Annotated in this window: 21 protein-coding genes; 13 read left to right on the top strand and 8 right to left on the bottom strand. The window is 59.3% G+C overall.

Translation table 11 applies throughout. The features are described from left to right. Nucleotides 1–16: 16 nt before the first annotated feature. Nucleotides 17–898 carry a LysR substrate-binding domain-containing protein gene (locus tag ACP7BS_RS02845; protein WP_426235955.1) on the bottom strand — a complete coding sequence of 294 codons (882 nt, stop codon included), beginning with the start codon at nt 896–898 and terminating at the stop codon, nt 17–19. 119 nt (nt 899–1,017) lie between these two features. Between ACP7BS_RS02845 and ACP7BS_RS02840 the strand changes: the two genes are divergently transcribed. The 6 genes from ACP7BS_RS02840 (at nt 1,018) to ACP7BS_RS02815 (ending at nt 7,842) form a co-directional block, all read left to right on the top strand. Further along, nucleotides 1,018–1,263, top strand: coding sequence for a hypothetical protein (locus ACP7BS_RS02840; RefSeq protein WP_426235953.1), 246 nt, complete (start codon nt 1,018–1,020; stop codon nt 1,261–1,263). A 106-nt stretch (nt 1,264–1,369) separates the two neighbouring features. Beyond that, complete coding sequence (locus ACP7BS_RS02835) at nt 1,370–3,190, top strand: sensor histidine kinase (RefSeq protein ID WP_426235951.1); 1,821 nt, start codon at nt 1,370–1,372, stop codon at nt 3,188–3,190. Then, the gene (locus tag ACP7BS_RS02830; RefSeq protein WP_426235949.1) at nt 3,187–4,542 is read left to right on the top strand and encodes a sigma-54-dependent transcriptional regulator; all 1,356 of its coding nucleotides are present in this window, start codon (nt 3,187–3,189) and stop codon (nt 4,540–4,542) included. The genes ACP7BS_RS02835 and ACP7BS_RS02830 overlap by 4 nt, the downstream gene beginning before the upstream one ends. A 204-nt stretch (nt 4,543–4,746) precedes the next feature. Continuing rightward, on the top strand, nt 4,747–5,730 hold the full coding sequence (locus ACP7BS_RS02825) for a tripartite tricarboxylate transporter substrate-binding protein (RefSeq protein ID WP_426235947.1): 984 nt from the start codon (nt 4,747–4,749) through the stop codon (nt 5,728–5,730). Between the two features lie 135 nt (nt 5,731–5,865). Continuing rightward, complete coding sequence (locus tag ACP7BS_RS02820) at nt 5,866–6,327, top strand: tripartite tricarboxylate transporter TctB family protein (RefSeq protein WP_426235945.1); 462 nt, start codon at nt 5,866–5,868, stop codon at nt 6,325–6,327. 9 nt (nt 6,328–6,336) lie between these two features. Further along, nucleotides 6,337–7,842, top strand: coding sequence for a tripartite tricarboxylate transporter permease (locus ACP7BS_RS02815; RefSeq protein WP_426235943.1), 1,506 nt, complete (start codon nt 6,337–6,339; stop codon nt 7,840–7,842). Between the two features lie 196 nt (nt 7,843–8,038). On the opposite strand, the gene ACP7BS_RS02810 is transcribed toward ACP7BS_RS02815, so the two are convergent. Continuing rightward, the gene (locus ACP7BS_RS02810; RefSeq protein WP_426227887.1) at nt 8,039–8,209 is read right to left on the bottom strand and encodes a hypothetical protein; all 171 of its coding nucleotides are present in this window, start codon (nt 8,207–8,209) and stop codon (nt 8,039–8,041) included. Between the two features lie 198 nt (nt 8,210–8,407). On the opposite strand from ACP7BS_RS02810, the gene ACP7BS_RS02805 reads away from it, so the two are divergent. From ACP7BS_RS02805 to ACP7BS_RS02795, 3 genes are all read left to right on the top strand, one after another. Further along, on the top strand, nt 8,408–8,602 hold the full coding sequence (locus ACP7BS_RS02805; protein ID WP_426235941.1) for a hypothetical protein: 195 nt from the start codon (nt 8,408–8,410) through the stop codon (nt 8,600–8,602). 191 nt (nt 8,603–8,793) lie between these two features. Beyond that, nucleotides 8,794–8,994: a hypothetical protein gene (locus tag ACP7BS_RS02800; protein WP_426236465.1), complete on the top strand. Its 201-nt coding sequence runs from the start codon at nt 8,794–8,796 to the stop codon at nt 8,992–8,994. Between the two features lie 433 nt (nt 8,995–9,427). Beyond that, complete coding sequence (locus tag ACP7BS_RS02795; RefSeq protein ID WP_426227881.1) at nt 9,428–10,432, top strand: GlxA family transcriptional regulator; 1,005 nt, start codon at nt 9,428–9,430, stop codon at nt 10,430–10,432. A gap of 52 nt (nt 10,433–10,484) precedes the next feature. Here the strand turns inward: ACP7BS_RS02795 and ACP7BS_RS02790 are convergent, their stop codons facing one another. The 6 genes from ACP7BS_RS02790 to ACP7BS_RS02765 all read right to left on the bottom strand — a co-directional run bounded on the left by ACP7BS_RS02790 (nt 10,485) and on the right by ACP7BS_RS02765 (nt 19,672). Next, nucleotides 10,485–11,729, bottom strand: a complete 1,245-nt coding sequence (locus ACP7BS_RS02790) for a diguanylate cyclase (RefSeq protein ID WP_426235939.1) — start codon at nt 11,727–11,729, stop codon at nt 10,485–10,487. Nucleotides 11,730–12,061: 332 nt separating this feature from the next. Beyond that, nucleotides 12,062–12,895, bottom strand: a complete 834-nt coding sequence (locus tag ACP7BS_RS02785) for a response regulator (RefSeq protein ID WP_426227878.1) — start codon at nt 12,893–12,895, stop codon at nt 12,062–12,064. 175 nt (nt 12,896–13,070) lie between these two features. Then, nucleotides 13,071–13,334: a hypothetical protein gene (locus tag ACP7BS_RS02780; protein WP_426227876.1), complete on the bottom strand. Its 264-nt coding sequence runs from the start codon at nt 13,332–13,334 to the stop codon at nt 13,071–13,073. Nucleotides 13,335–13,640: 306 nt separating this feature from the next. Further along, entirely contained in the window at nt 13,641–16,202 is a 2,562-nt protein-coding gene (locus tag ACP7BS_RS02775) for a GcvT family protein (RefSeq protein ID WP_426235937.1), read from the bottom strand. 227 nt (nt 16,203–16,429) lie between these two features. Continuing rightward, the gene (locus ACP7BS_RS02770) at nt 16,430–18,925 is read right to left on the bottom strand and encodes a mechanosensitive ion channel family protein (protein WP_426236463.1); all 2,496 of its coding nucleotides are present in this window, start codon (nt 18,923–18,925) and stop codon (nt 16,430–16,432) included. 186 nt (nt 18,926–19,111) lie between these two features. Next, nucleotides 19,112–19,672 carry a DUF924 family protein gene (locus ACP7BS_RS02765; RefSeq protein WP_426235935.1) on the bottom strand — a complete coding sequence of 187 codons (561 nt, stop codon included), beginning with the start codon at nt 19,670–19,672 and terminating at the stop codon, nt 19,112–19,114. Between the two features lie 328 nt (nt 19,673–20,000). On the opposite strand from ACP7BS_RS02765, the gene ACP7BS_RS02760 reads away from it, so the two are divergent. From ACP7BS_RS02760 to cysW, 4 genes are all read left to right on the top strand, one after another. Further along, a complete protein-coding gene (locus ACP7BS_RS02760) occupies nt 20,001–20,288 on the top strand; it encodes a membrane lipoprotein lipid attachment site-containing protein (protein WP_426227870.1) in 288 nt (95 codons plus the stop codon). A gap of 193 nt (nt 20,289–20,481) precedes the next feature. Next, nucleotides 20,482–21,507 (top strand): sulfate ABC transporter substrate-binding protein, encoded by a 1,026-nt coding sequence (locus tag ACP7BS_RS02755; RefSeq protein ID WP_426235933.1) that lies wholly within the window; start codon nt 20,482–20,484, stop codon nt 21,505–21,507. A gap of 6 nt (nt 21,508–21,513) precedes the next feature. After that, a complete protein-coding gene (cysT, locus tag ACP7BS_RS02750; protein WP_426235931.1) occupies nt 21,514–22,371 on the top strand; it encodes a sulfate ABC transporter permease subunit CysT in 858 nt (285 codons plus the stop codon). Continuing rightward, nucleotides 22,361–23,245 (top strand): sulfate ABC transporter permease subunit CysW, encoded by an 885-nt coding sequence (gene cysW, locus ACP7BS_RS02745; protein WP_426235929.1) that lies wholly within the window; start codon nt 22,361–22,363, stop codon nt 23,243–23,245. Before cysT ends, cysW begins: the two co-directional genes overlap by 11 nt. Nucleotides 23,246–23,259: the final 14 nt, after the last annotated feature.

The raw sequence follows: 23,259 nt of genomic DNA, 5'->3' as shown, positions 1-23,259 counted from the left end.
CCTTCCCAAAAAATGATCACAAACCGACGAACGCGGTGCGGACATGTTCGGCCACGGCCAGAACCGGCGGCGACGCGTTATCGACCACCTGCAGGCCGATATTGTAATGGCCGAGTTCCGGCAGGCCTTCCGCCTCGCCGAGCGCCACAAGCTCGCCCTGCACGAGATAGCGTGGCAGTGGCGCGATCGCCAGATCCGCCTGGATGGCGGCGCGCTGTCCCGTCGTATGGGCACTTAGAAACGCCACACGGAACTTGCGGCCGGATTGTGTCAGCTGCTCGACAGCATCGGCGCGCCAGACGCAGCCATCCTCCCACATCGAGATCGGCAGAGGCTCGCGCGTATGCGCCGTTCCGCATTTGATGCCAGCCCAGACGAGTTTCTCGGAGACCAGGATTTCGCCGCCGCCGGTGTTTTCACCGGCCAGGCTGTTGAAGATGGCGATGTCCATCCGATGTTCTTCCACACGCTTGCGCATGACGCTGCTGTTGCCGATGGTCACATCGACCGTGACATTCGGATAGGATTCGGAGAAGCGTTTCAGCACTTCCGGCAGGATTCGCTCGCCGATATCCTCGGGTGCGCCGACACGGACGACACCATTCATGTCCGGCAAGAGGAAACGCGACACGGCCTCATTGTTGAGTGCCAGCATGCGCCGCGCGAACCCGAGCAGCACCTCGCCCTTCGGCGTCAGCGATACCGAACGCGCGTCCCGCAGGAACAGAACGCAGCCGAGCATTTCCTCGAGTTTCTTGATCTGCATCGAGACCGCCGACGGCGTCCGGTAGACAGTCTCGGCCGCCGTGGTGAAATTTCCGGTCTCGGCGATGGCGACGAATGTTTTCAGGATGTCCAGTTCAAGGAGCGGAAGGACATGCCGCATCATCATATTCATGGGAGCCTCACGGATCAGATTTTCTGAATAAGAACATCACTTCATTTCGTTTGATTGAACCTCAACGGAGGCCGATAGTCAAGTTGCAAACATCGAAGACGTGACGAAAGGAGCTTCCCATGTCCCTGCACCACGACACGGCACCGGTTGAAAAAACCTCCATCCGGCTGCAAGCCGGCGGCTTCACATTCACGATGCGCCAAATGCTTGCACCGCTCGTCCTGCAACTGACCGGCGGTCACCACGCCCGCAAGATCGCGGAAACGCGCAAGGCAACCCGGCGCGAAATCGCCCATCTGCCAGCCAGTCTACAACAGGATCTGGCTTTTTCCGATGGCACGGTCATAGCGCTCGAGCAGCGTTAAGCGCGGGCAGCCAGATAACAGCCCTTGGAAACTCCCGCGCAGGCCTCTAAACTCGTAGCCGGTGGCGCATGGCCACTGGCCGGAACGAGGGAGGAGCCTTTAATCCGTGAAATATCGCCTGCTTGCCGCCCTCTGTCTTGCGCCGCTTCTGCTGTTTGCCGTGGTTTTCCAGGGTGGAGCATTGGCGACGCGCAGCTATATGGACGAGGCGTCTCTGCAGGCAAGCTCGGCGTTGCGGCTGGCGGTATCCGCATTGAGTGGACATCTCAGCCGCTATGAGCCCTTGCCGGCGCTGATTGCCGATCATGATGACATCAAGGAACTGATCGCCCACCCCGGTGACAAGGCCCTGCGTGATACGGCGGATGTCTATCTGAAGGATATCAACAGGCTGCTGGAATCCTCCGATATCTACGTTATGACCCTCGACGGCAACACAATTGCCGCCAGCAATTACGATCAGCCGGCCAGCTTCGTCGGCCAGAATTTCAGCTACCGCCCCTATTTCCAGGACGCTGCCATGGGCAGGCAGTCGCGGTTCTATGCGCTCGGCACGACATCGCTGAAACGCGGCTACTATTTCGCCTCGCCGATCCGCATCGATGGCCGGATCAGCGGGGTCATCGTCTTCAAGGTCGATATCGATTCGATCGAAACGTCCTGGCGCGGCGGTGAATACAAGATCTTCGTCTCCGACCCGGAAGGCATCGTCTTCATGACCGGCAGCCCGGAATGGCTTTATTCCGGCATCCTGCCGCTCAACAGTGCCCGCCTGCAAAGGACGCAGGCCTCGCGGCGCTACGCAGAGGCGGAACTCAAGCCATTGCCGATCACCAGCAGCATGCTTGATGATCACCAGCTGATGACCACGACCACCGCGGACCGCCGGGAATATCTGGTGCTGTCACAATATATGCCCGAGGCCGACTGGACGGTGAATGTGCTGATGGATACGGCCTCCATCCGCGCCCAGGCGCGCACCACCATCATCGCCATCGTGCTTTTCCTCTGCCTCGCCGGCCTTGCGCTCGCCATCGTCCTGCAGCGCCGCGCCCGCCTTGCTGAGCGCATGCGGATGCAGGCCGAGGCGCGCAATGAGCTGGAACACCGGGTCGAGGAGCGCACGGCAGACCTGGCGCTGGTCAACGAGCGCATCGAGAAAGAGATTGCCGAGCGGCGGTTGACCGAAAAGGAACTGCGCAAGACCCAGGCCGATCTGATCCAGGCGGGCAAGCTCGCAGGTCTCGGCCAGATGTCCGCCGCCCTCTCCCACGAACTCAACCAACCGCTGGCCGCCGCCAAGACCTATGCCGACAGCGCCGCGATGCTGATCGATCTGGATCGTGTGCCCGAGGCCCGTGACAATGTCCGGCGTATTTCCGGGCTGATCGACCGCATGGCCTCGATCAGCCGCCACCTGCGTAATTTCGCCCGCAAGCCGAACGAGAAGCTTGGCCCCGTGGCGCTCGATGCCGTCATCGCCGATACGCTGGAGATCGTCTCCGCCCGCCTGAAGACCGCCGATGCAGACCTACAGATCGAACTCGCCGGCGATGCCGGGATAGTCAATGCTGGGTCGGTGCGGCTCCAGCAGGTGCTTGTCAACATCATCACCAATGCGGCGGATGCGATCGAAGGTCTTGCCGACCGGCGCATCCATGTCGTGACGGAACGTCAAAAGGAGAAGATTATCTTGATAATCAGGGATCATGGACCGGGCGTGCCAGCTGCAATCACCGAGCGAATCTTCGATCCGTTCTATACCACAAAGGGCGTCGGCAAGGGGCTGGGTCTCGGCCTCTCGATCTCCTACAATATCGTCAAGGATTTCGGCGGCAGTCTCTCCGTCTCGGATCACCCCGAGGGGGGCGCCGTGTTTCGCATCGAACTGGAAGCAGCCACGGCAGCGCAGGAGGCCGCCGAGTGAGCGATGCACGCGTGCTGCTGGTCGACGACGAAGAGGACATGCGCCGCTCCACCGCGCAGGCGCTTGGCCTGTTCGGATTGGACGTCGATACGTTCTCCAGCGCCGAGGATGTGCTTGAACTGATCGGCTACAGCTTTTCCGGCGTCGTGATCAGCGATATCCGCATGCCCGGCATGGACGGCATGACGCTTCTGCAGCGCATCCGCGAGGTCGATGCTGAAATCCCGGTCATCCTTGTCACCGGTCATGGTGATGTGCAGCTGGCTGTCAAGGCGATGCGCGAAGGTGTCTACGACTTCCTCGAAAAGCCGTTTACCGCCCAGCATCTCGCAGCGATCGCCCGCCGCGCGCTCGACCGGCGCAGCCTTGTGCTGGAAAACCGGAGGCTGAGAGCCGTTGCCGGCAAGCGCGACGATATCGAGGCAAGGCTGCCCGGCCGGACACAGGCAATGGTCGATCTGCGCTACCGGCTACGCGCCATCGGCGCCACGGATGCCGACACGCTGATCATCGGCCAAACCGGCGTCGGCAAGGAAGTCGTTGCCCGGGCGCTGCACGATATCAGCGCCCGCGCCGACCGGCCCCTCGTTGCCATCAACTGCGCCGCCTTGCCGGAAAACCTGATCGAGAGCGAGCTGTTCGGCCATGAGGCCGGCGCCTTTCCGGGGGCGCTGCGGCCGCGCTACGGGAAATTCGAACATGCCCGTGGCGGCACCATCCTGCTTGACGAAATCGGCTCCCTGCCCTTCGACCTGCAGGCCAAATTCCTCCGGGTGCTGCAGGAGCGGGTGATCACCCGCCTTGGCTCGAATGAGATCGTGCCGCTCGACGTGCGGTTTATTGCCACCAGCAAGGTCAACCTCGAAGCGGAAGTCGCTGCGGGGCGTTTCCGCGCCGATCTTCTTTACCGCCTCAATGTCGCAACGCTGCATGTGCCATCGCTGGCGCAGCGAAAGGCCGATATCCCGCTTCTGTTCCTGCAATTGGTCCGGGAGGCCGCCGCCCGTTACATGCGCAACGATATCGATGTGCCGCCGAGCCTGATCACCGGGATTGCCGAACGCACCTGGCCTGGCAATGTCCGCGAGTTGCGCAACGCTGCCGACCGGCTGGTCCTTGGACTCGACCTGAATTCAGACGAGGCGCAAACGCGGCCGGAAAAACAGCGGCTGGCGGACAAGGTCGCCGACTTTGAACGCGGGATCATCGCCAGCGCCCTAGCCGCCCACGGCGGTGCGCTGCGCCCCGTCTACGAGCTCCTCGGCATTTCTCGAAAGACGCTTTACGAGAAAATGCAGAAATACGGGCTCGATAAAAAATTATCCGTCGGGGATGACGACTACGCTGCATGATCCCCGGATGGGTGGAAATCCACCCGGAATTTGTGACAGATGTTCCCAATCTCACCCATGCTGCGCCGCACTCCTTACGAAATTCTGCGAATGTGCTCGCTGAATGGTTGCCGCTTCGCCGTCCTGCTCCAAAACTCAAACATCCAGAATCGGCGCGGGAGGAGCTGCGCCGGCTGGCAACATATTTCATCCGGGAGGACTTCGATGAAAACCCTGACAGCCATTTTTGGCATGACGGCCCTTGCTGCCGTTTCCCTTATTTCCGTTTCCGCCAGTGCCCAGACCTACCCGGACCGCACGATCACCATGGTCGTTCCGTTCTCGGCCGGTGGACCGACAGATACGGTTGCCCGTCTCGTTGCCGAATCCATGTCGAAGGACCTTGGCCAGCAGATCGTCGTCGAGAACGTCGGCGGCGCCGGCGGTTCGCTCGGTGCCGGCCGCGTGGCCCAGGCCGATCCGGATGGTTATACGGTCCTGCTCCACCACATCGGCATGGCAACCAGCGCCACGCTTTACCGCAAGCTTGCCTATGACACGCTGAACGCCTTCGAATATGTCGGTCTCGTCACCGACGTGCCGATGACGATCGTCGCCCGCAAGGATTTCGAGCCGAAGGACCTCCAGGGCCTGATCGACTACGTCAAGGCCAACAAGGACACGGTCACCGTTGCCAATGCCGGCATCGGCGCCGCCTCGCATCTCTGCGGCATGATGTTCATGAGCGCCATCGAAACGCCGCTCGTCACCGTTCCCTACAAGGGAACCGGCCCGGCGATGACCGATCTGCTCGGCGGCCAGGTCGATATCATGTGCGACCAGACCACCAATACCACCAAGCAGATCCTCGGCGGCACGATCAAGGCCTATGCCGTCACTTCGGCTGCACGCCTTCCGGTCCTGCCGGACGTCCCGACAGCCGTCGAAGGCGGTTTGGCTGACTTCCAGGTCGGCATCTGGCATGGTGTCTACGCGCCCAAGGGTACACCTGCAGAAGCCACCGAACGCCTGTCGAAGGCGCTGCAGGTCGCGCTGAAGGACCCGAACGTCGTTGCACGCTTCGCCGAACTCGGCACGGTTCCGTCCGCTGAATCCGAAGCGACGCCTGCCGCGCTCAAGGCAAAGCTTGAAAGCGAAATCGCGCGCTGGAAGCCGGTGATCGAATCCGCCGGCCAGTACGCCGACTGATCACGCCCACGATAGGTCATATGCCCTTCCGCCTTCCTCTTTCGCAAAAGAGGAAGGCGTCTGCCCAAGAACATTTCGACAGCTATGCAACGAGATTGGCGGGCACAGGAACGGGGCGGAAACAAAGGAGGCATCATGAAATCCTTATCCTTCGACACCACCAATGCGCTCTGCGGCGCGCTCTTCATCGGACTGGGCGGCTTTTTCATCTATCAGAGTCTCGGCCTTGAACTGGGCACGGCGTTCAAGATGGGACCGGGCTACTTTCCGCTGTTCCTGGCTGCCATCCTGACGCTTCTCGGCGTCATCATCATTGTTCAATCGACTCGTGTCGAAGGCGAACCGCTTGGACCTGTCGCCTGGCGCGGCATGCTGTTCATTCTACCGGCGCCGATCTTTTTCGGGCTGACCGTGCGTGGCCTCGGCTTCGTTCCATCGCTGTTCTTCACCGCCCTGATCGCCTGCTTCGCGTCCCAGCGCATGAAACCGCTGACCGCACTTACGCTCTCGGTCGCGCTGACGATCTTTTCGGTCGCCGTGTTCAGCTACGCGCTCGGCCTGCCCTTCCAGCGCTTCGGCCCCTGGGTCAGATTGTAGGACATCACGATGGATCTTTTCAGCAATCTCGCACTCGGCTTCTCCACGGCCGGCTCGCCCGAAAACCTCCTCTTCTGCCTGATCGGCGTGCTGCTCGGCACATTGATCGGCGTGCTGCCGGGCATCGGCGCCACGGCGACCATCGCCATGCTTTTGCCGATCACCTTCCAGCTCGAACCCGTCTCCTCGCTGATCATGCTCGCCGGCATCTATTACGGCGCGCAATACGGCGGATCGACCACCGCCATCCTGATCAACATGCCCGGCGAATCCTCGTCTGCCGTTACCGCCATCGACGGCTACCAGATGGCGCGCAAAGGCCGGGCCGGTGCCGCTCTATCGATCGCAGCGCTCGGATCGTTCTTCGCCGGGACCGTCTCGACCTTCCTGGTGGCAATCTTCGCCCTGCCCCTGACGGCCATTGCCCTGAAGTTCGGCGCGGCGGAATATTTCTCGCTGATGATCGTCGGCCTCGTCTCGTCGATTGCGCTTGCCCATGGTTCGATCGTCAAGGCACTGGCCATGGTGGCGCTCGGTCTCCTGCTGGGTCTCGTCGGCACCGATATCTACACCGGCACGCCGCGCTTTACCCTCGGTATCCGCGAATATGCCGATGGCCTGAACTTCGTCGCTGTCGCCGTCGGCGTCTTCGGCGTCGCTGAGATCCTGCGCAATCTCGAGGGCGAAAAGACCCGCACCCTCCTGATGGCCAAGGTTAGCGGTCTGCTGCCGACGCGCGACGATTTCAAGCAGATGGTTGCACCTGTGCTGCGCGGCACCGCAATCGGCTCTGCGCTCGGCATTCTGCCCGGAGGCGGCGCCATTCTTGCGGCCTTTGCCTCCTATACCGTCGAGAAGCGCATGTCCAAACATCCGGAGGAATTCGGCCATGGCGCGATTGCCGGTGTTGCCGGCCCCGAATCGGCCAACAATGCCGGGGCGCAGACCTCGTTCATTCCGCTGCTGACGCTCGGCATTCCCGCCAATCCGGTGATGGCGCTGATGGTGGGCGCGATGATCATCCAGGGCATCGTTCCAGGCCCGAACGTCGCAGTCGAGCAACCGGCCCTGTTCTGGGGTATCATCGCCTCGATGTGGATCGGCAACCTGATGCTGGTCATCCTCAACCTGCCGCTGATCGGCCTCTGGGTAAAGCTGCTGACAATACCCTACTACGTGCTTTTCCCGATCATCATGGCTTTCTGTTCGATCGGGGTCTACAGCGTCAACTCCAACGTCTACGACCTCTACGCCGTCGCCTTCTTCGGCCTGGCGGGATATGCGCTGGTCAAGCTGCGCTGCGAACCGGCGCCTCTGCTGCTCGGTTTCGTGCTGGGTCCACTGCTGGAGGAAAACCTGCGGCGGGCGATGATCCTGTCGCGCGGCGATGCCACCACCTTTATCACCCGGCCGATCAGCGCCATCCTGCTGCTGATCGCCCTTGCCGTTCTGGTCGTCGTCTTCCTGCCTGCGGTCAAGGCAAAGCGCGAAGCGGTGTTCCAGGAAGAGGATTGAGTTCCAACCGTTCGGCACTCACATTGACGTCTTCAACGATCGCCGGCAGGCAGTATCTGCTGGCGATCGCCCGGCCAAAGACTACGCACAAATGAACAAAGGCCGGTCTCACGACCAGCCCTTCAAAAAGTCCCGGTGAAGTAAGGCACCGGCTATTGGTGTTTAAAGGCCACCTTCTCGTTCGCGGTATCCATGCTTATGCGGCGTCGGCGCTGCTTTTGCCGTCTTCGTTTCTTCTAATGCCAGCCCCTGTCGAGGCCTCTATCATTGCCATGTTGATAATGTAGCTCAACAGGACATTACACTGGTTGTCGGCCAGGAGTTTTGCGGCACTGAGAAGATCGACGATATGAGATTGCGGTTTCATCGGTTACTCCAGCCTCGTCACGATTGACGCTTTATCGTTGTCTATTTTAGCTCTTATTTTCAACTGCGGATAATCATCAATGAAAGTTGCCAGTGGAACGGTAGAAAACCCCTAGAATTTAAGGGTAAAAGCGCATGATTTGACAGTAAGGAAATCATGAGCATACTTGTCCTCTATTCGATGCAGAGAACCGCCTACATGACATCCGGCCCAAATTTTAGCGATGCGCAGCTCAAACTCTGGCTGCGGCGGGTTCAGACCGAAATGTCCAAGGGAACACCGCCGGAAGCAGCTCTCGATTTGGTCAAGGCAGCCATGACCGCACAAACGGCCGGGAAAATTCAACTTTTGCCGGTGGTGGATGTTCCGCCAAAAGCGGCGAAAACATCCTAGAAAAACCTCCGGCAGCAGTCACATTTGCTCAGGTCCGCAGCCTTATCGCAAAGGCATTCCGCACCCAAGATACATCATGATTATTGATGCAAGAGATCAATTATATTCGCTTGAATGATGAATGGTCATCCGGCATTACTCTCTCATGGTCGCGACCTTTTGATACCTCCCACTCAAAAGGAACCAGAACAATGGCATTCTTCAGTTTAGAACACAGCTCCAGGCCAAGGCATTCATCCTTTGCTTCGACCCTTTTCGGCCTGCGCGCGCGTGCTGTCGCCTCGTGGAAGCGTCGTCGTGCCGAGCGAGCCATGGAAGGCCTCTCCTACGATACTTTGAAGGATATCGGCTTCCCATCCGCCGACAGGACCAACGCCAAATCAACACGATGATGCAGGCAGAGACGGCCTGTGACGGTCAGGCGTGTCGAAAACCGTCAGTCGTGTTTTGACAAAGGGCATTTCGGCCATGATGGCGGGATGCCCTTTTTTCTTGTTTGGAGCTTCACGATTCCTATGGCCTATTTCCGACACCGTTCGATCCGCCGGCTACAGGTCGCAAACTGTGGGCAACACGTCCGGAAACGGGTCGTAACAGCCGGCTGCAACTCGCAGACGCAAGACGTGAATGCGACATTTATGGCTTCGATAACGAAGATTTTGGCCGTTTTCTGACCATTATGGCGCTTTCCGCGGCACGTCAGTCCGCAGGAGAGGTATTTATTTCTTTCCGGTCGCTGGCGTCCATGTCAATGTCGCATTCAGGAAAGCTCGATGACGCTTTTCCACGTGACAAATGCGACATCTGCGGCGCATGGGACCTTCGATGAACAAGCCACTGACCAAAAAGCGATCTCTCGTCTTCTTCCTCGTGCCCAACTTCTCGATGCTGCCGTTTTCTGCGGCGATCGAAACGCTGCGCATCGCCAACCGTATGCTGGGCTACGAGGCCTATACGTGGCGGCTTTCCTCGACGGATGGCACCCAGGTGCTCTCATCCAGCGGCATCGGCCTGGAGGTCAACACCTCGCTTGCCGACGAACGGAAATTCCTCGGCGGAGAAAACCGCCCGTCGATGGTGCTGGTCTGTTCCGGCATCTATGTCGAGGACTTCAACAACAAGTCCGTCAATGCCTGGCTGCGCGAACTCTACAATCGCGGCGTCTCGGTCGGGAGCCTCTGTACGGGCGCACACGTGCTGGCTTCCGCCGGCCTTTTGACGGGGAAGCGCTGCGCTATCCATTGGGAAAACCTGCCGGGCTTTGCCGAAACCTTCCCGCAGGTCGATGTCTATGCCGACCTTTATGAGATCGACAGCAACATTTACACCTGTGCGGGCGGTACCGCATCGCTGGACATGATGCTGAACCTGATCGATCAGGACTTTGGCGAAAATCTCGTCAATCGCGTTTGCGAACAGGCGCTGACGGATCGGGTACGCGGGCCGCATGACCGCCAGCGCCTGCCGCTTCGCGCTCGCCTCGGCGTGCAGAATGCCAAAGTTCTGTCGATCATCGAGCTGATGGAAGGCAATCTGTCCGAACCGCTGTCGCTTTTGGAAATCGCCGATGGTGCCGGCCTGTCGCGCCGCCAGATCGAGCGCCTGTTCCGCCAGGAAATGGGCCGTTCCCCTGCCCGCTACTATCTTGAGATCCGGCTGGACCGCGCCCGGCACCTTTTGGTGCAGTCGGCCATGCCGGTGGTTGAAGTGGCGGTCGCCTGTGGTTTTGTCTCGGCGTCGCACTTTTCCAAGTGTTATCGCGAACTCTACAATCGTTCGCCCCAGCAGGAGCGCGCCGAGCGCAAGCTGACGCTGCAGGCAGCGCGCTAGACAGCGCATCTCGAAACGATGGCGGCGCGGCGGCAAGAGGCTGGCGCCGCCCTTATGACGCCATGGATTTGAGCAGCGTCAATTCCGAGACGATGCGGTTCCGCCCATCATATTTCGCCATGTAGAGAAACTGGTCGGCGGCATTCAGGTAGTTTTCGAAGGTTTCGAGCCCTTCGATCGTGGCAAGGCCGATCGAGACGGTAACCGACAATTCCTCATCGTCGGCAATCACCTTTGCCTGGGCCAGATCAAGCCGTACCATCTCGCAGAAATCACTGGCGGTCGCGACATCCAGCCCGTTGAAAAGCACCCCGAACTCTTCACCGCCGAGCCGGGCAAGCAGATGTTCGTCTCCCACGAGCCAGCGCAGTCTCTTGGCAACGGCTTTCAGCACCAGGTCGCCAACCTCGTGGCCGTAGGTATCGTTCAGGCGCTTGAAATGATCGATGTCAAGAATGGCAATCGATGTCGTCTCGCCCCGGCGCAAGCACTGCTCGACAAGCCGCGGCCCGTGCTGGAAAAAATAGCGCCTGTTATAGATATCGGTGAGATAGTCACGCGCGGCGATGCCATGCAAAGCCTCAATGCGCTTCTGGATGCTGGCCACCTGAAACACCCGGCTGTTAAACTCGTCCACCATAAACGGCTTCTGGATGAATTCGGTACCGCCGCGCTGAAGGAAACGCGCAGCATGCTGGCGATCGTCGGCGGCAGCAAGGGCGATGATGCTTAGCGTATCCTCGCCATATCGCTGGCGCAGTTCACCAAGAAGCGCGTAGGCGGACATATCGGAAAGCACGAAATCGGTGACGACGAGATCGAAACAATCGTTGGTATCAAGCAGATGCAATGCTTCGATACCGCCGCTCGCCGGCGTCACGGAAAACTGCTGTTGCCGCAACTGGCTCAAAAGTTCTGCCCGCGATACCGCATTGGAATCCACCAGCAGCACGTTCGTCTTGACATTGGTCAGTGCCCGATCGACGACCGAAATTACATGACCGATCGAATCCGGCTGGCTCTTGATGACGCAATCGACCACCTTGCGGCAGAGAATGTCTTCGCGGGTGCTGCTGTTGAACGACCCCGTGAAGACGATCGCCGCGATGTTCTGGGAAATCACATATTCAAGCGCTTCGCAGTTCGGCGCGTCCGGCAGATTGAGATCGAGAACGGCGACGGAATAGTCACAGTCGGCGGTTTCCACCGCCTGGCGCAACGCTTCAAGGGAGCCGCAATGGGTAACCTCGACGCCGTGCGCAGTCTCCAAGCCATGCTTGAGAACCGTAGCAAACATACGGGAATCCTCGACCAGAAGCATTCGTTTACCCGAATGTTTCTGGATATGGTTTCCCCGCGCCGGCGCCTTGCGAAAGCTCACGTCCCATCAATCCCATAGTGAGCCGCAGGCGTTCCTGTTACCAACGCTGGCTCTCATAAATTATCGTTATGCGGATAGTCGCCCTTTAAAGCAGAGCAAGGCCTCTCGTCCCTCCGCTGCATTCAACTGGCATGCGCTTGCGATTTGGTTAAATCATCAGGTCGAATGAGTAGATTTTGCTGCCGGAAACACAAAAATGTCACATTTCCGGCGACCGAAAATTCTAATTTAGCAATGGGATGGTCTGTTCAGGCTTTCTTTGCAATCTTTGCACCCAAAGTCTGGATTTTCGTCAGCGTATCGAGGTTCTGGTTCACCCGGCAGTAAAACTCTTCATTGACGAAGGGGCGCAACATGAAATCGTTGCCGCCAGCCTTCAGGAATCGCGCCGACAGAAGCCGGTTTGCGGAAGACGACACGCCGATGATACGCAGCTGATGCGGGCCATAGGCGCCGCGGATACGACGGGTCAGCTCGAAACCATCGATATCGGGCATGTTGTAATCGGTGATCACCAGGCCGATATCCGGATGCTTCTTCAACAATTCAAGCGCAGCAGCGCCGCTTTCAGCCGAGCTCGTGCGGAAATTATAGCGCTTCAGCTGCGTCGTCAAAAGCGCGCGCGCCGTCGGACTGTCATCGACGATCAACACATGGTGCTGGTGATTGGTCAGGAAACGGCAGACGGATTCCGCCAGCATATCGACGGCGAAAACACTGTCCTTGATGACGTAATCGACAATGTCCTTGGCAAGGATGGTCTCGCGGGTGCTTTCCTGGAAGGTGCCGGTAAAGACGATCGTCGGCACGCTCATGTCGATCAGATAGGACAAGGCTTCGCCGTTTTCGGCACCCGGCAGGTTGATATTGGAAATGGCGAGCGTCGCCGGGAAGGAAGCATTCTCGACCGAAAACTGCAAGTCGTCATAATCGCGGCAGACGATCACATCGATATCGAAAAGTTCCTTCAGTCTCTTGGAGACCATGGCGGAGAAAAGATTGGAATCCTCGGCCAGCACGATGCGGTGCTGCTGCAAGGATTCACCGGAATAGTACATTCCGGACACGCCAAAAAATGACATTGATTGCCTACCTGAAAAGATTGTCCCCGGGGCCAAGCTACGCAGAAAGGTTTTCGCAGTCGTTAATTGCCTGCTGAAATAGCAGGTCGCATTTTGGCGGAAGCGGGACGGGCGAAAGCCCGCCTCGACGAAGAAAAATAGGCGCCCTGACCGTCGATGCCGGCCAGGAACGGCCTTACTTGACGACGGCAGAGCCGTTGACGATCTCGATGGTTTCATCGCCCTGCAGGCCGATGCGGTCACCGCTCGGCGTGGTGATGAAACAGCCGCTCGGGCAGATCGATTCCGTGCCGCCTGCACTGATGGCGACTTCCATGCGGCTCTCGCCCTCGACGACGACAAGCACCGCAGCATCGGCATCCTTGTTGGTCACCGTCGCGGCCCATGCCGGAAGGGTCATCATGACAGTCAGAACACATGCACTTACGAATGTTTTCATTGCCAATCAGCGCGAAGCGCCGCCCCTTTTTGAGCCTCCAGCTGCTCCGGGTGATGAACCCGAAAAAGACAGGACGCCTTTCACCCCGCATCAGACTAACGCACACAAGTGAAATTGCATGATAAATAATGCGGGGCGGCTGAATAGAGGCTGAATAGGCTGAATAGGCGGCATTCATCCTTCAACTGGACAAAGGGATGCAGTGCCAGTTCGCGATGAACGCGTTCGGGCCAGCGATATGAAAAAAAGCGCATCCGCTCGGGTAAGCGGATGCGCCGGGATTGTTTGCAGATTGTTGGATAAAGGTCAGCTTTTCGGCTTCAGGTTTTCCGGGTCGTAGAGCGGCTTGTAGCCGATCCCGACCACCTCGACCGGATAGGTCTCGGCAAAGTACTCGATGTTCAGCTTGCGGCCCACCTGGCAATAGGCGTGCGGTAGATAGGCAAGCGCGATGTTCTTGCCGACGGTCGGGCCAAAGGCGATCGAGGTCGTGTAGGACCGGCGGCCGAGCTCGTCGATCAGCACCTCGCCGGTTTCCGGGTCCATGACCGGCAGGTTGCCGAGCGGGTAGCGCTTCACCCCGGTCTTGTCGGTGTTTTCAGTCATCACAAGCGTGCAGAGCATGGCGGGCTGATGCGCACGCGCCTTGTACTCCAGATGTTTTTCCTTGCCGCGGAAGTCGGCGTCCTTGACCTTTGGTCGCGCAAGGTCAGCTTCGATAAGGTTGTACTGAGTGAGAAGGTCGGCGTTCTGCAGACGCAGGCTCTTTTCCATGCGGCGCGAATTCGCATAGGTCTCGACGCCGAAGGCCATGACGCCGGTCGCCCTCAGCGCATCCCAGACAGCCAGGCCGTCCTCGTATTTCATATGCAGTTCCCAGCCCTGCTCGCCAACATAGGAGATGCGGAAGGCGGTAACGGGCTTGCCCCCGATCTCGATCTGCTTGATCGCGGCGAAGGCGAAGTTTTCCGCATTAAGGCCCGACGGATCGGCAACGACCTTCTTCAGCGTATCGCGGGCATTCGGCCCCCAGATACCGATGGTGATGAATTTTTCGGTCACATCGGTGATGGTGACGTCGAGGCCACGGTCTTGCGCAACGCGGCGCATATAGTGAAAGTCGCGCGGGCCGGCATCGGCGCCGTTGATCAGACGGCAGCGGTCTGCCATGCGGATGACGGTAAAGTCGGCGCGCACCATGCCCTCGTCATCCAGGAAGTGGGTATAGATGCCCTTGCCGATATTGCCGTCGCCGCCGATCTTGGCCGCACACAGCCATTCAAGCAGTTCGACGTGATCCGGGCCTTCGATATCGACCATGTGAAAGTGCGAGAGGTTGACGATGCCGCAATCGTCGGTCATCGCCAGATGTTCGGCATTGGAGACGCGCCAGAAATGGCGGTTGTCCCACTCGTTCTCGCGCACGGGAACCTTATCGCCATACTTTTCCAACAGGTGCTCATTGGCGGCATAACCGTGCGCACGCTCCCAGCCGCCGAGTTCCATGAAGTAGCCGCCGAGTTCCTTCTCACGATCATAGAAAGGTGAGCGCTTGATGTTGCGGCCGGAGGCATAGGGCTCGCGGTTGTGCACGGCGGGGAAGTAGATTTTTTGCGCGGCCTCGTAGGTGCGGCCCTCGATGAATTTTTCCTCCAACTGATGCGGATAGAAGCGCGCGTAATCGATCGAGTTGTGGTCGATCTCGGTGCGCCCATCAGTCATCCAGTCGGCAATCAGCTTGCCGTAACCTGGACCGTCCTTGACCCAGATGGCAACGCAGTACCAGAGGCCCCGCACCTTCTGGCTCTCGCCGCAGGACGCGCCGCCGCCGGCGGAGACTTGCAGCAGGCCGTTGAAGGAGTGGCTTTCATTATAGCCGAGTTCGCCGAGGATCGGCGTCAGCTCCATGGCGCGCTCGAGCGGCTCGAGGATCTGCTCCATGTCGAGATCGCGCTGTGACGGCGACAGGCGCGCCTCGTGCTTTTCCAGAATGTCGCGCGGGTGGCAGAGGCGCGGATTGGTGGTCTCGTAATAACCCCACTCGATCTGGCCGCCCTCGGTGGTCTTCGGGTCGCCGGTGTCGCGCATATAGGCGGAGTTGCCCTGGTCGCGCAGAAGCGGGAAGCCGATCTCCTTGCCGGTGCCTTCGAACTCGTTGTACGGACCGAAGAACGTCAGCGGGTGATCGACCGGCATGACCGGCAGGTCCTCGCCGACCATTTCGGCAATCAGGCGGCCCCAGATGCCGGCGCAGACGATGACATGGTCGGCCATGATCGTGCCGCGATGGGTGACGACGCCCGTGATGCGGCCACCCTCGACGATCAGCGATTTCGCCGGCGTGTTGCCGTAGACCTGCAGCTTGCCTGATTTTTCCGCTGCATCGACCAGCTTGCCGGCAACGGTCTGCGAGCGCGGAACGACGAGGCCGGCGTCTGGATCGAACAGGCCGCCCATCACCTGATCTTCCTCGATCAGCGGAAACATTTGCTTGATTTCAGCCGGCGAGACGTAATGCGCGCGGGTGCCGAACGCTTTGGCGGAAGAAAGCTTGCGTTTGATCTCTTCCATCCAGGTGTCGTCGCCGGTTCGGGCCACTTCGAGGCCGCCGATGCGGGCGTAGTGACCCATCTTCTCGTAGAAATCGATCGAGTACTGGGTGGTCCAGACCGAGAGATAGTCGTGGCTGGTCGTGTAGCAGAAGTCCGAAGCATGCGCCGTCGAACCGATGTCGGTCGGAATGCCCGACTTGTCGATGCCGACGATATCGTCCCAGCCCCGCTCGATCAGGTGATGGGCGATCGACGCGCCGACGATGCCCCCCAGCCCGATGATAACGACCTTCGCCTTTTGCGGAAACTCTGCCATTGCGTGCGACCCTGATTGAATATTGAAACCGGATTTTAAAGTTTGCGGAACCGAGACTAGAGCCTGTCTACGACATAATCATCATGCTGCACGACCAGACGCGTCTTGCGCGCAAATTGGAGACACCGGCCCCCGAAGGTCGCTCCAAATGCCAAAACCAAGCTCACGGCGACGGCTGGCCCGGGCGGCCCGGGCGGCCTATGCTCTTCTTTATAGACCACCAGGCTTCAGTCCCTGTCGCCCACTCCATCGACGGTGACCCGCCGGGGGCGACGTTGCGTTCCGCTGCGCTTGAAAGCTTCAGGCACCGGCGTCGTCACCGTAGCCGGCCCGGCAGCCTCGGCCCCCAAAGCCACGGCATCGGCTTCCGGACCCGGCGGCAACGTCTCCGGCTCCAATTCCTCCTTCGGAAAGGGTGCCCCGAGACCTTCGTCCTTGAAGCGTTCGTAGATCGCCAGCCGGAGATCGTTGCGCACGCCGTTGCCATTGACGATATCGGCCAGATAGACCCGCAGTTCGAAGGTCATGGTCGCATCGCCGAAGGCGGTGAAGACAGCCTGTGGTTCCGGATTTTTTAGCACCAGCGGATGGATAGCTGCTATTTGCAACAGCGTTTCCATCACCTGCCTTGGTGCACTGTCATAGCTGACGGTCACGGGAATATCCGAACGGCCGAGCTTGTTCTTGTGGGTCCAGTTGCCGACGGACGCGTTGATGAACAGTGAATTCGGCACCATGATCGTCTGCCGCTGGAATGTCTCGATCTCGGTTGCCCTGACGGAGATGCGCTTGACGAAACCTTCCGTCGTGCCGGTCACCACCCAGTCTCCGACCTTGAACGGCCGCTCGACGAGAAGGATGAGGCCGGAGACGAAATTGGAAACGATGTTCTGCAGGCCGAAACCGACGCCGAGAGACAGGGCACCGGCGACAAGTGCAAGGTTCGACAGATCAAAGCCTGCCGCCGAAATGCCGATGAGCCCGGCAAGACCGATGCCGAGATAGCCGATGCCGGTCTTGACGGAGTTTCGCACGCCCGTATCGACTCGGCTGCGGGCCATGACATTGCCGTCGAGCCAGCGCTGGAACCAGCGGGTGACCACATAGCCGCCGGCAAACAGCAATATCCCGGCCAGGATGCCGACGATCGAGATCTTGATGCTGCCAATGTTGATATCGGTGAAAATACGGTAGGCCCACGCCTCGATATCGGCGATCTGGAAACCCCACTGCAGCAGGATCAGCGGTATGAAGAACAGGACCACCAGCACGTAGATGCCGAGGCCTGCTGCCAATCCTGTCTGGTCCAGCGCAACTTGCTCCAGTCCGAACCGCTTTTCGAGGTAGCGGCCGACCACCGTGTCGGCGAGCGCGTTCTGCTTGGCAACGGCCTTGCCGGTCAAAACACCGATATACATCGTCACCAGAATGGCACCGGTCATGACGATTTGGGTGGCGATGAACCGGGCAAGGCCGACATAGCCCGCCAGCGCGGCAATGATCAGCAATATGCCGGTGAAAACGAATAGCAGAAAAACGGCGCGGGGCCAGGGCTTGCCCTGACCCTGCAATGTCTCTCCGGCCGGGACGATCGGTTTGATCAGGGACATCGCCATCAGGATGATGCCGGTGATGATGGTGGCAATCAGGCTTTTGACAACCGTCAGGACCACCGGCGAGCCCATGACCTCGCTGATCGTGCCGGCGAGATAGTCGAGACCGTTGATGGCGGCCATGGCAAAGATCGACAGTGCCAGGCGGCGCGCACCGCGATCGGAAACACGCACCAGCCGCCAGATACTTTGCTTCGGCGCGAGAACGGCATTCGACAAGGTTGATACAAACAGCAGTGCGACGCAGATTGCCAGCGTGGCCGAGATGATCGGCGCAATATCGGGCCGTAAAACCTTGAAAGCCTGAAGAAAGAAATAGCTTGTGGCCGCGAAGACCGCCATTGCCGCTGTCGGAATCATTGTCGACCAGAACGCCACCGACAGGCGGGTGATATAGCCCGGTTCTTCGCTCAGCGGTTCGCGATGGATCAACGGAAAAAACAGTTTTCGGGTGCCCAACAATAGGACCAGGGCTGCGCATAAGGACAGAAACAGCGCTGTCAGCAGCTGCAAGCGCTTGAAATTCCACGCAAATGTCAGCCAGCTGCCAACGGTGCGGGTAAAGGCCTGCCGTTCCAGCGTCAGCGAGGCCATCGCATCCATCACCATCGAACCATTGATGTCGGTGTGTTTGAGAAGCGTGTTGCTGAACAGCGCGCGCCGCGTGGCGGTGATGCCGTTCGACAGCTTGGTTGTCTGGATCGACAGGTCTTCCGCCGTTCCCGTCAGCGCGTTGATCTCGCCCCTTTCGGCAAGAAGGCGCTTGCGCTCCTGTGAGACGACATCCGTCTCCGGCGGCGCACCTTCCGCTGGCGGGTCGCCAAGCTCGGCAAGACGCGCCTTGATTTCGTCCAGGCGGGGCCGGGTGGCGACCGATATCGAAATGATCTGCTTCGTCGCCGCATCAACCTCGACCTTCAGTTCCGCCAGACGGCTATCGTCATCTGCGGCATTTTTCGTCTGATCAGTCAGTCTTGCAAGGTTCTTGCGAGCCACGTCCAGCTGCTCGGCGGCCTGAGCCTGCGGGCTCGCCGCTGCGGCAACCGGCTGCTGCGGCGTGGCCTGGACAGCCGGCTCCTGCGCCATGACGGCCGCCGATGCGGCAAACATCCACAAACACAGAAAGGCGGCAAACAGTTTCGATATCATCGACAATCACATATCCCTTTTCCGGCAGAGCGCAGCTGGAACAGAATCGAGGCGCAGCGCGGACAGTTTGGCTTTCAATAGGCCGGGCAGCAGCCGGATGCAAAATCGGATTTGCGGTCTCCGGTCATCCGTTGGAGCCCGGACGGGTCAAAATCTTGAACCTGGCTGGGAGAGAAACGTGACCTCCGCCGGGGTGCAGACCCGTGCTAAAATTGAATTGCGATGCGGGAAGCGGCCAAACTGCCGGATAACCTCGCGGTGCCGGATGGCGTAATCCAGATAGTTCGCATCGCCCAGATCCGTGAAAAGCGCCACCGATCGCGTCTGGTCGACAAGATTTTCAGAATGTTCGAACGGCAGGTAAAGGAAGACACGCTGATCAACGGAAAGGCCGCTATCCGCACCCGCCTCAAGTGCAAGAGCCGCCTCCCGCAGGGCCAGACCGTCGGTCGCAAAGGCCAGCGGCGTACCGCGATACATGTTGCGCGGCATCTGGTCGAGCAGCACGATGGTGGCGAGCCGGGCCATCGGTGTGGCACGCCATTCCGGCGGCACGGCCCGCGCCAATTCCAAATGTGCCAATCGGAAACGTTGCTCGCACTGGCTGTCGAGTTCCGGATGCGGCTTGAACCAATCCTGCGGCTGCAACTCGCCGAACCAGAACGACAAAACATCTTCCGGTGTACTTAAACCGACGGTGTCCGCCATGTCTCTTTCCTCTTCAGCCTCGCACCTTCGCGGCGCGGCATTATCGCCCGGCCTCTTTTGCCGGCGGCCTGTTTCACACGCAATTTCGGCCTTACCACGGCGGATAACATTTTCGCGCGCATTTGCTGTGATGTGTGCGCCGTGAAACCTCACTGCCCGCCCTTGCCGATTCGCTGGCATTTACGGCATCCAGGACCACACGCGCAATCAGGTTCCGATCTTGTCAGTGGCAAAAGAAGCGGCTTGTTCCAACGCGCTGGAAAATCATCGCAGAAGCGTTATGTCACAGATGGAAGGGATCAGGAGGTCCCCGGTTGGGAGTTCGACAATGAAAAAAATGATCGTTGCGGCCCTTGCCGCCCTGTTTCTAACGTCCTGCGTCGAAACGCAGTCCTATGGTGGATCCTATCGCGGGCCCGAGCCTATTCCCGGCAGCATAACCTATGGCGGCCAGCCGCGCACCAAACTCAGGAAAGCGCCGGTCGGAAGCACCCTTCATAACAATTTCTACGGCCCTTACGGCGAGCGGATCGAAGAGACCTATGTGGTCATGCCGGACCGGTCACTCAAGCTGGTTGCGCGCCGTCGGGGCTTTATCGGCTTCCCTTACGATTGACGTTCCGCAGTCGGTCCCGGCGTGGTAACTTATTCCTGAGAACGGATCGCAGTGGCCGCTCTGAAGCAAATGATTTCGATATTGCGCTGTGCAAAGAGCAGGACTTTCTCCGGCTGCACGCGCAAAGGGAAAGTTCTGCGTTATAAAATTCCACTTAATGAATAGAGTATGGCTGCTAACAACGGAGGTAGACATGCGAGCGAAACGACTCACGAAATTCTTTACGGTGGCGCTTCTCGCCTCCAGCATCCAGATCGGCGGGCTCGGCGTTGCTTTCGCCGATACGACGATCCTCAATGTCTCCTACGATCCGACGCGCGAACTCTACAAGGATTTCAACGCGGCCTTCGCTGAAAAGTGGAAGACGGATACGGGCGAGACCGTGACCATCCAGACGTCACATGGCGGGTCCGGCAAGCAGGCACGCTCGGTCATCGACGGGTTGGAAGCAGACGTCGTGACGCTGGCGCTGGAAGCCGATATCGACGCGATCGTCAAGGAAACCGGCAAGATTCCGGCAGACTGGAAGACGAAGTTCGAAAACAACAGCGCTCCGTACACCTCGACGATCGTATTCCTCGTCCGTAAAGGCAACCCGAAGGGCATCAAGGACTGGGGTGATCTGGTCAAGGACGATATCCAGGTGATCACGCCGAACCCGAAAACCTCGGGCGGCGCCCGCTGGAACTTCCTGGCCGCTTGGGCGTGGGCACGCGCAGCCAATGGCGGAGACGACACCAAGGCCCAGGAATATGTCACTGACCTCTTCAAGCATGTTCCGGTACTGGACACCGGCGCACGCGGCGCCACCACCACATTCGTGCAGCGCGGTCTCGGCGACGTCCTGATCGCCTGGGAAAACGAGGCCTATCTGTCACTGGAAGAACTCGGCCCCGACAAATTCGACATCATCACCCCGACGATTTCGATCAAGGCGGAACCGCCGGTGGCGCTGGTCGATGGCAATGTCGATGCCAAGGGCACACGCAAGGTGGCGGAGGCCTATCTGCAGTACCTCTACTCGGATGTCGGCCAGAAGATCGCCGCCAAACACTATTATCGGCCTTTCAAGCCTGAAGTCGCCGATCCGAATGATATCAAGCGATTTGCCGATGTGAAGCTCGTCACTATTGACGAATTCGGCGGATGGAAGGAAGCTCAGCCAAAATATTTTGGGGACGGTGGACTGTTTGACCAGATCTACAAGCCGGGGCAATAAGACTATATGACCGCACGCACAGCTTCGCTGTGGCAATTCAGACAGCCGAGCGTCATTCCGGGTTTCGGGTTGGCGCTCGGCGTTACTTTGTCATGGCTCATACTCATCATTCTCATCCCTCTCTCCGGCCTTGCCTGGCGCTCGAGCGCATTGGGCTGGAGCACGTTCTGGGCGCTCGCCACGGACCAGCGCACAATCAACGCCTTGCGCATCAGTTTCGGCACCGCCTTCGTCGCGGCCCTGATCAATGTCGTCTTCGGCGTCATCCTTGCCTGGGTGCTGGTGCGCTACCGGTTTCCGGGCAAGCGCATCATCGACGCCATGGTCGACCTGCCCTTCGCGCTTCCGACCGCCGTTGCCGGTATCGCGCTGACGACGCTTTATGCGCCGAATGGCTGGATCGGCAGCCTTCTGGCGCCGCTCGGCATCAAGATCGCCTTCACGCCGATCGGCATCGTCTTTGCACTGGTCTTCGTCGGCCTGCCCTTCGTCGTCAGAACCGTGCAGCCGATCATGGAGGAAATCGACAAGGAGGTTGAGGAAGCAGCCGCCACGTTGGGTGCCAATCGCTTCCAGACCATCAGACGCGTGCTTCTGCCGGGGCTTGCGCCTGCGGTGCTGACCGGGTTTGCGCTGGCATTTGCCCGCGGTGTTGGCGAATACGGATCGGTAATCTTCATCGCCGGCAACCTTCCCTATATCTCGGAAATCGCCCCTCTTTTGATCGTCATCCGCCTGGAGGAATTCAACTATCCGGCCGCAACCGCCATCGCCGCCGTCATGCTGATCATCTCGTTTGCCATGCTGTTGATCATCAATATGATCCAGGCCTGGAGCAGGAGGAGATACGGCTATGGCGCATGAGACCACAACAACCGGTACCGGCAACACGGAACTGGTCCGGGTCGCCACCTCCGAAAGCCGGTATGCGCGCTACGGACTGATCGGCACAGCGCTCTGTTTCGTGGCACTGTTCCTCGTTCTGCCGCTCGCAGCCGTGTTCACCGAGGCGATGCGCAATGGCCCCGGCGAATTCCTGACCGTACTGGCGGATCCGGAAACCTTTGCCGCGATCAAGTTGACGCTGCTGGTCGCCGTGATCGCCGTGCCGCTCAATCTGGTGTTCGGCATTGCCGCCGCATGGGCGATCGCCAAATTCGAATTCAAGGGCAAGGCGTTTCTGACCACCTTGATCGACCTGCCCTTTTCGGTTTCTCCAGTCATTTCCGGCTTGGTCTTCGTGCTTTTGTTCGGCTCGCACAGCCTGCTTGGGCCCTGGCTGCAGCACCACGGCATCCAGATCCTGTTTGCGGTTCCCGGCATCGTGCTGGCAACAGTGTTTGTCACCTTCCCCTTCGTTGCCCGCGAACTAATCCCGCTGATGCAGGAACAGGGAACCAGCGATGAAGAAGCCGCCCTGTCACTCGGGGCAAGCGGCTGGCAGACATTCTGGTATGTCACGCTGCCCAACATCAAATGGGGCCTGCTCTATGGTGTCCTGCTCTGCAACGCCCGTGCCATGGGTGAATTCGGCGCAGTCTCCGTCGTTTCCGGACATATCCGTGGACTGACCAACACCATGCCGCTGCAGGTGGAAATTCTCTACAATGAATATAATTTCGTTGCCGCCTTTGCCGTCGCAACGCTTCTCGCCCTGCTGGCTCTCGTCACCCTCGTTCTGAAGTCGCTGCTTGAAATGAAGTACAGCGAACAGATCGCCGCCAGCCGCCGGCACTGAAAGGTCATAGTTTC

It is taken from the genome of Pararhizobium sp. DWP1-1-3 (assembly GCF_049896125.1).
Taxonomy (GTDB): domain Bacteria; phylum Pseudomonadota; class Alphaproteobacteria; order Rhizobiales; family Rhizobiaceae; genus Pararhizobium.
This window is presented reverse-complemented; position numbering and strand designations above follow the sequence as displayed.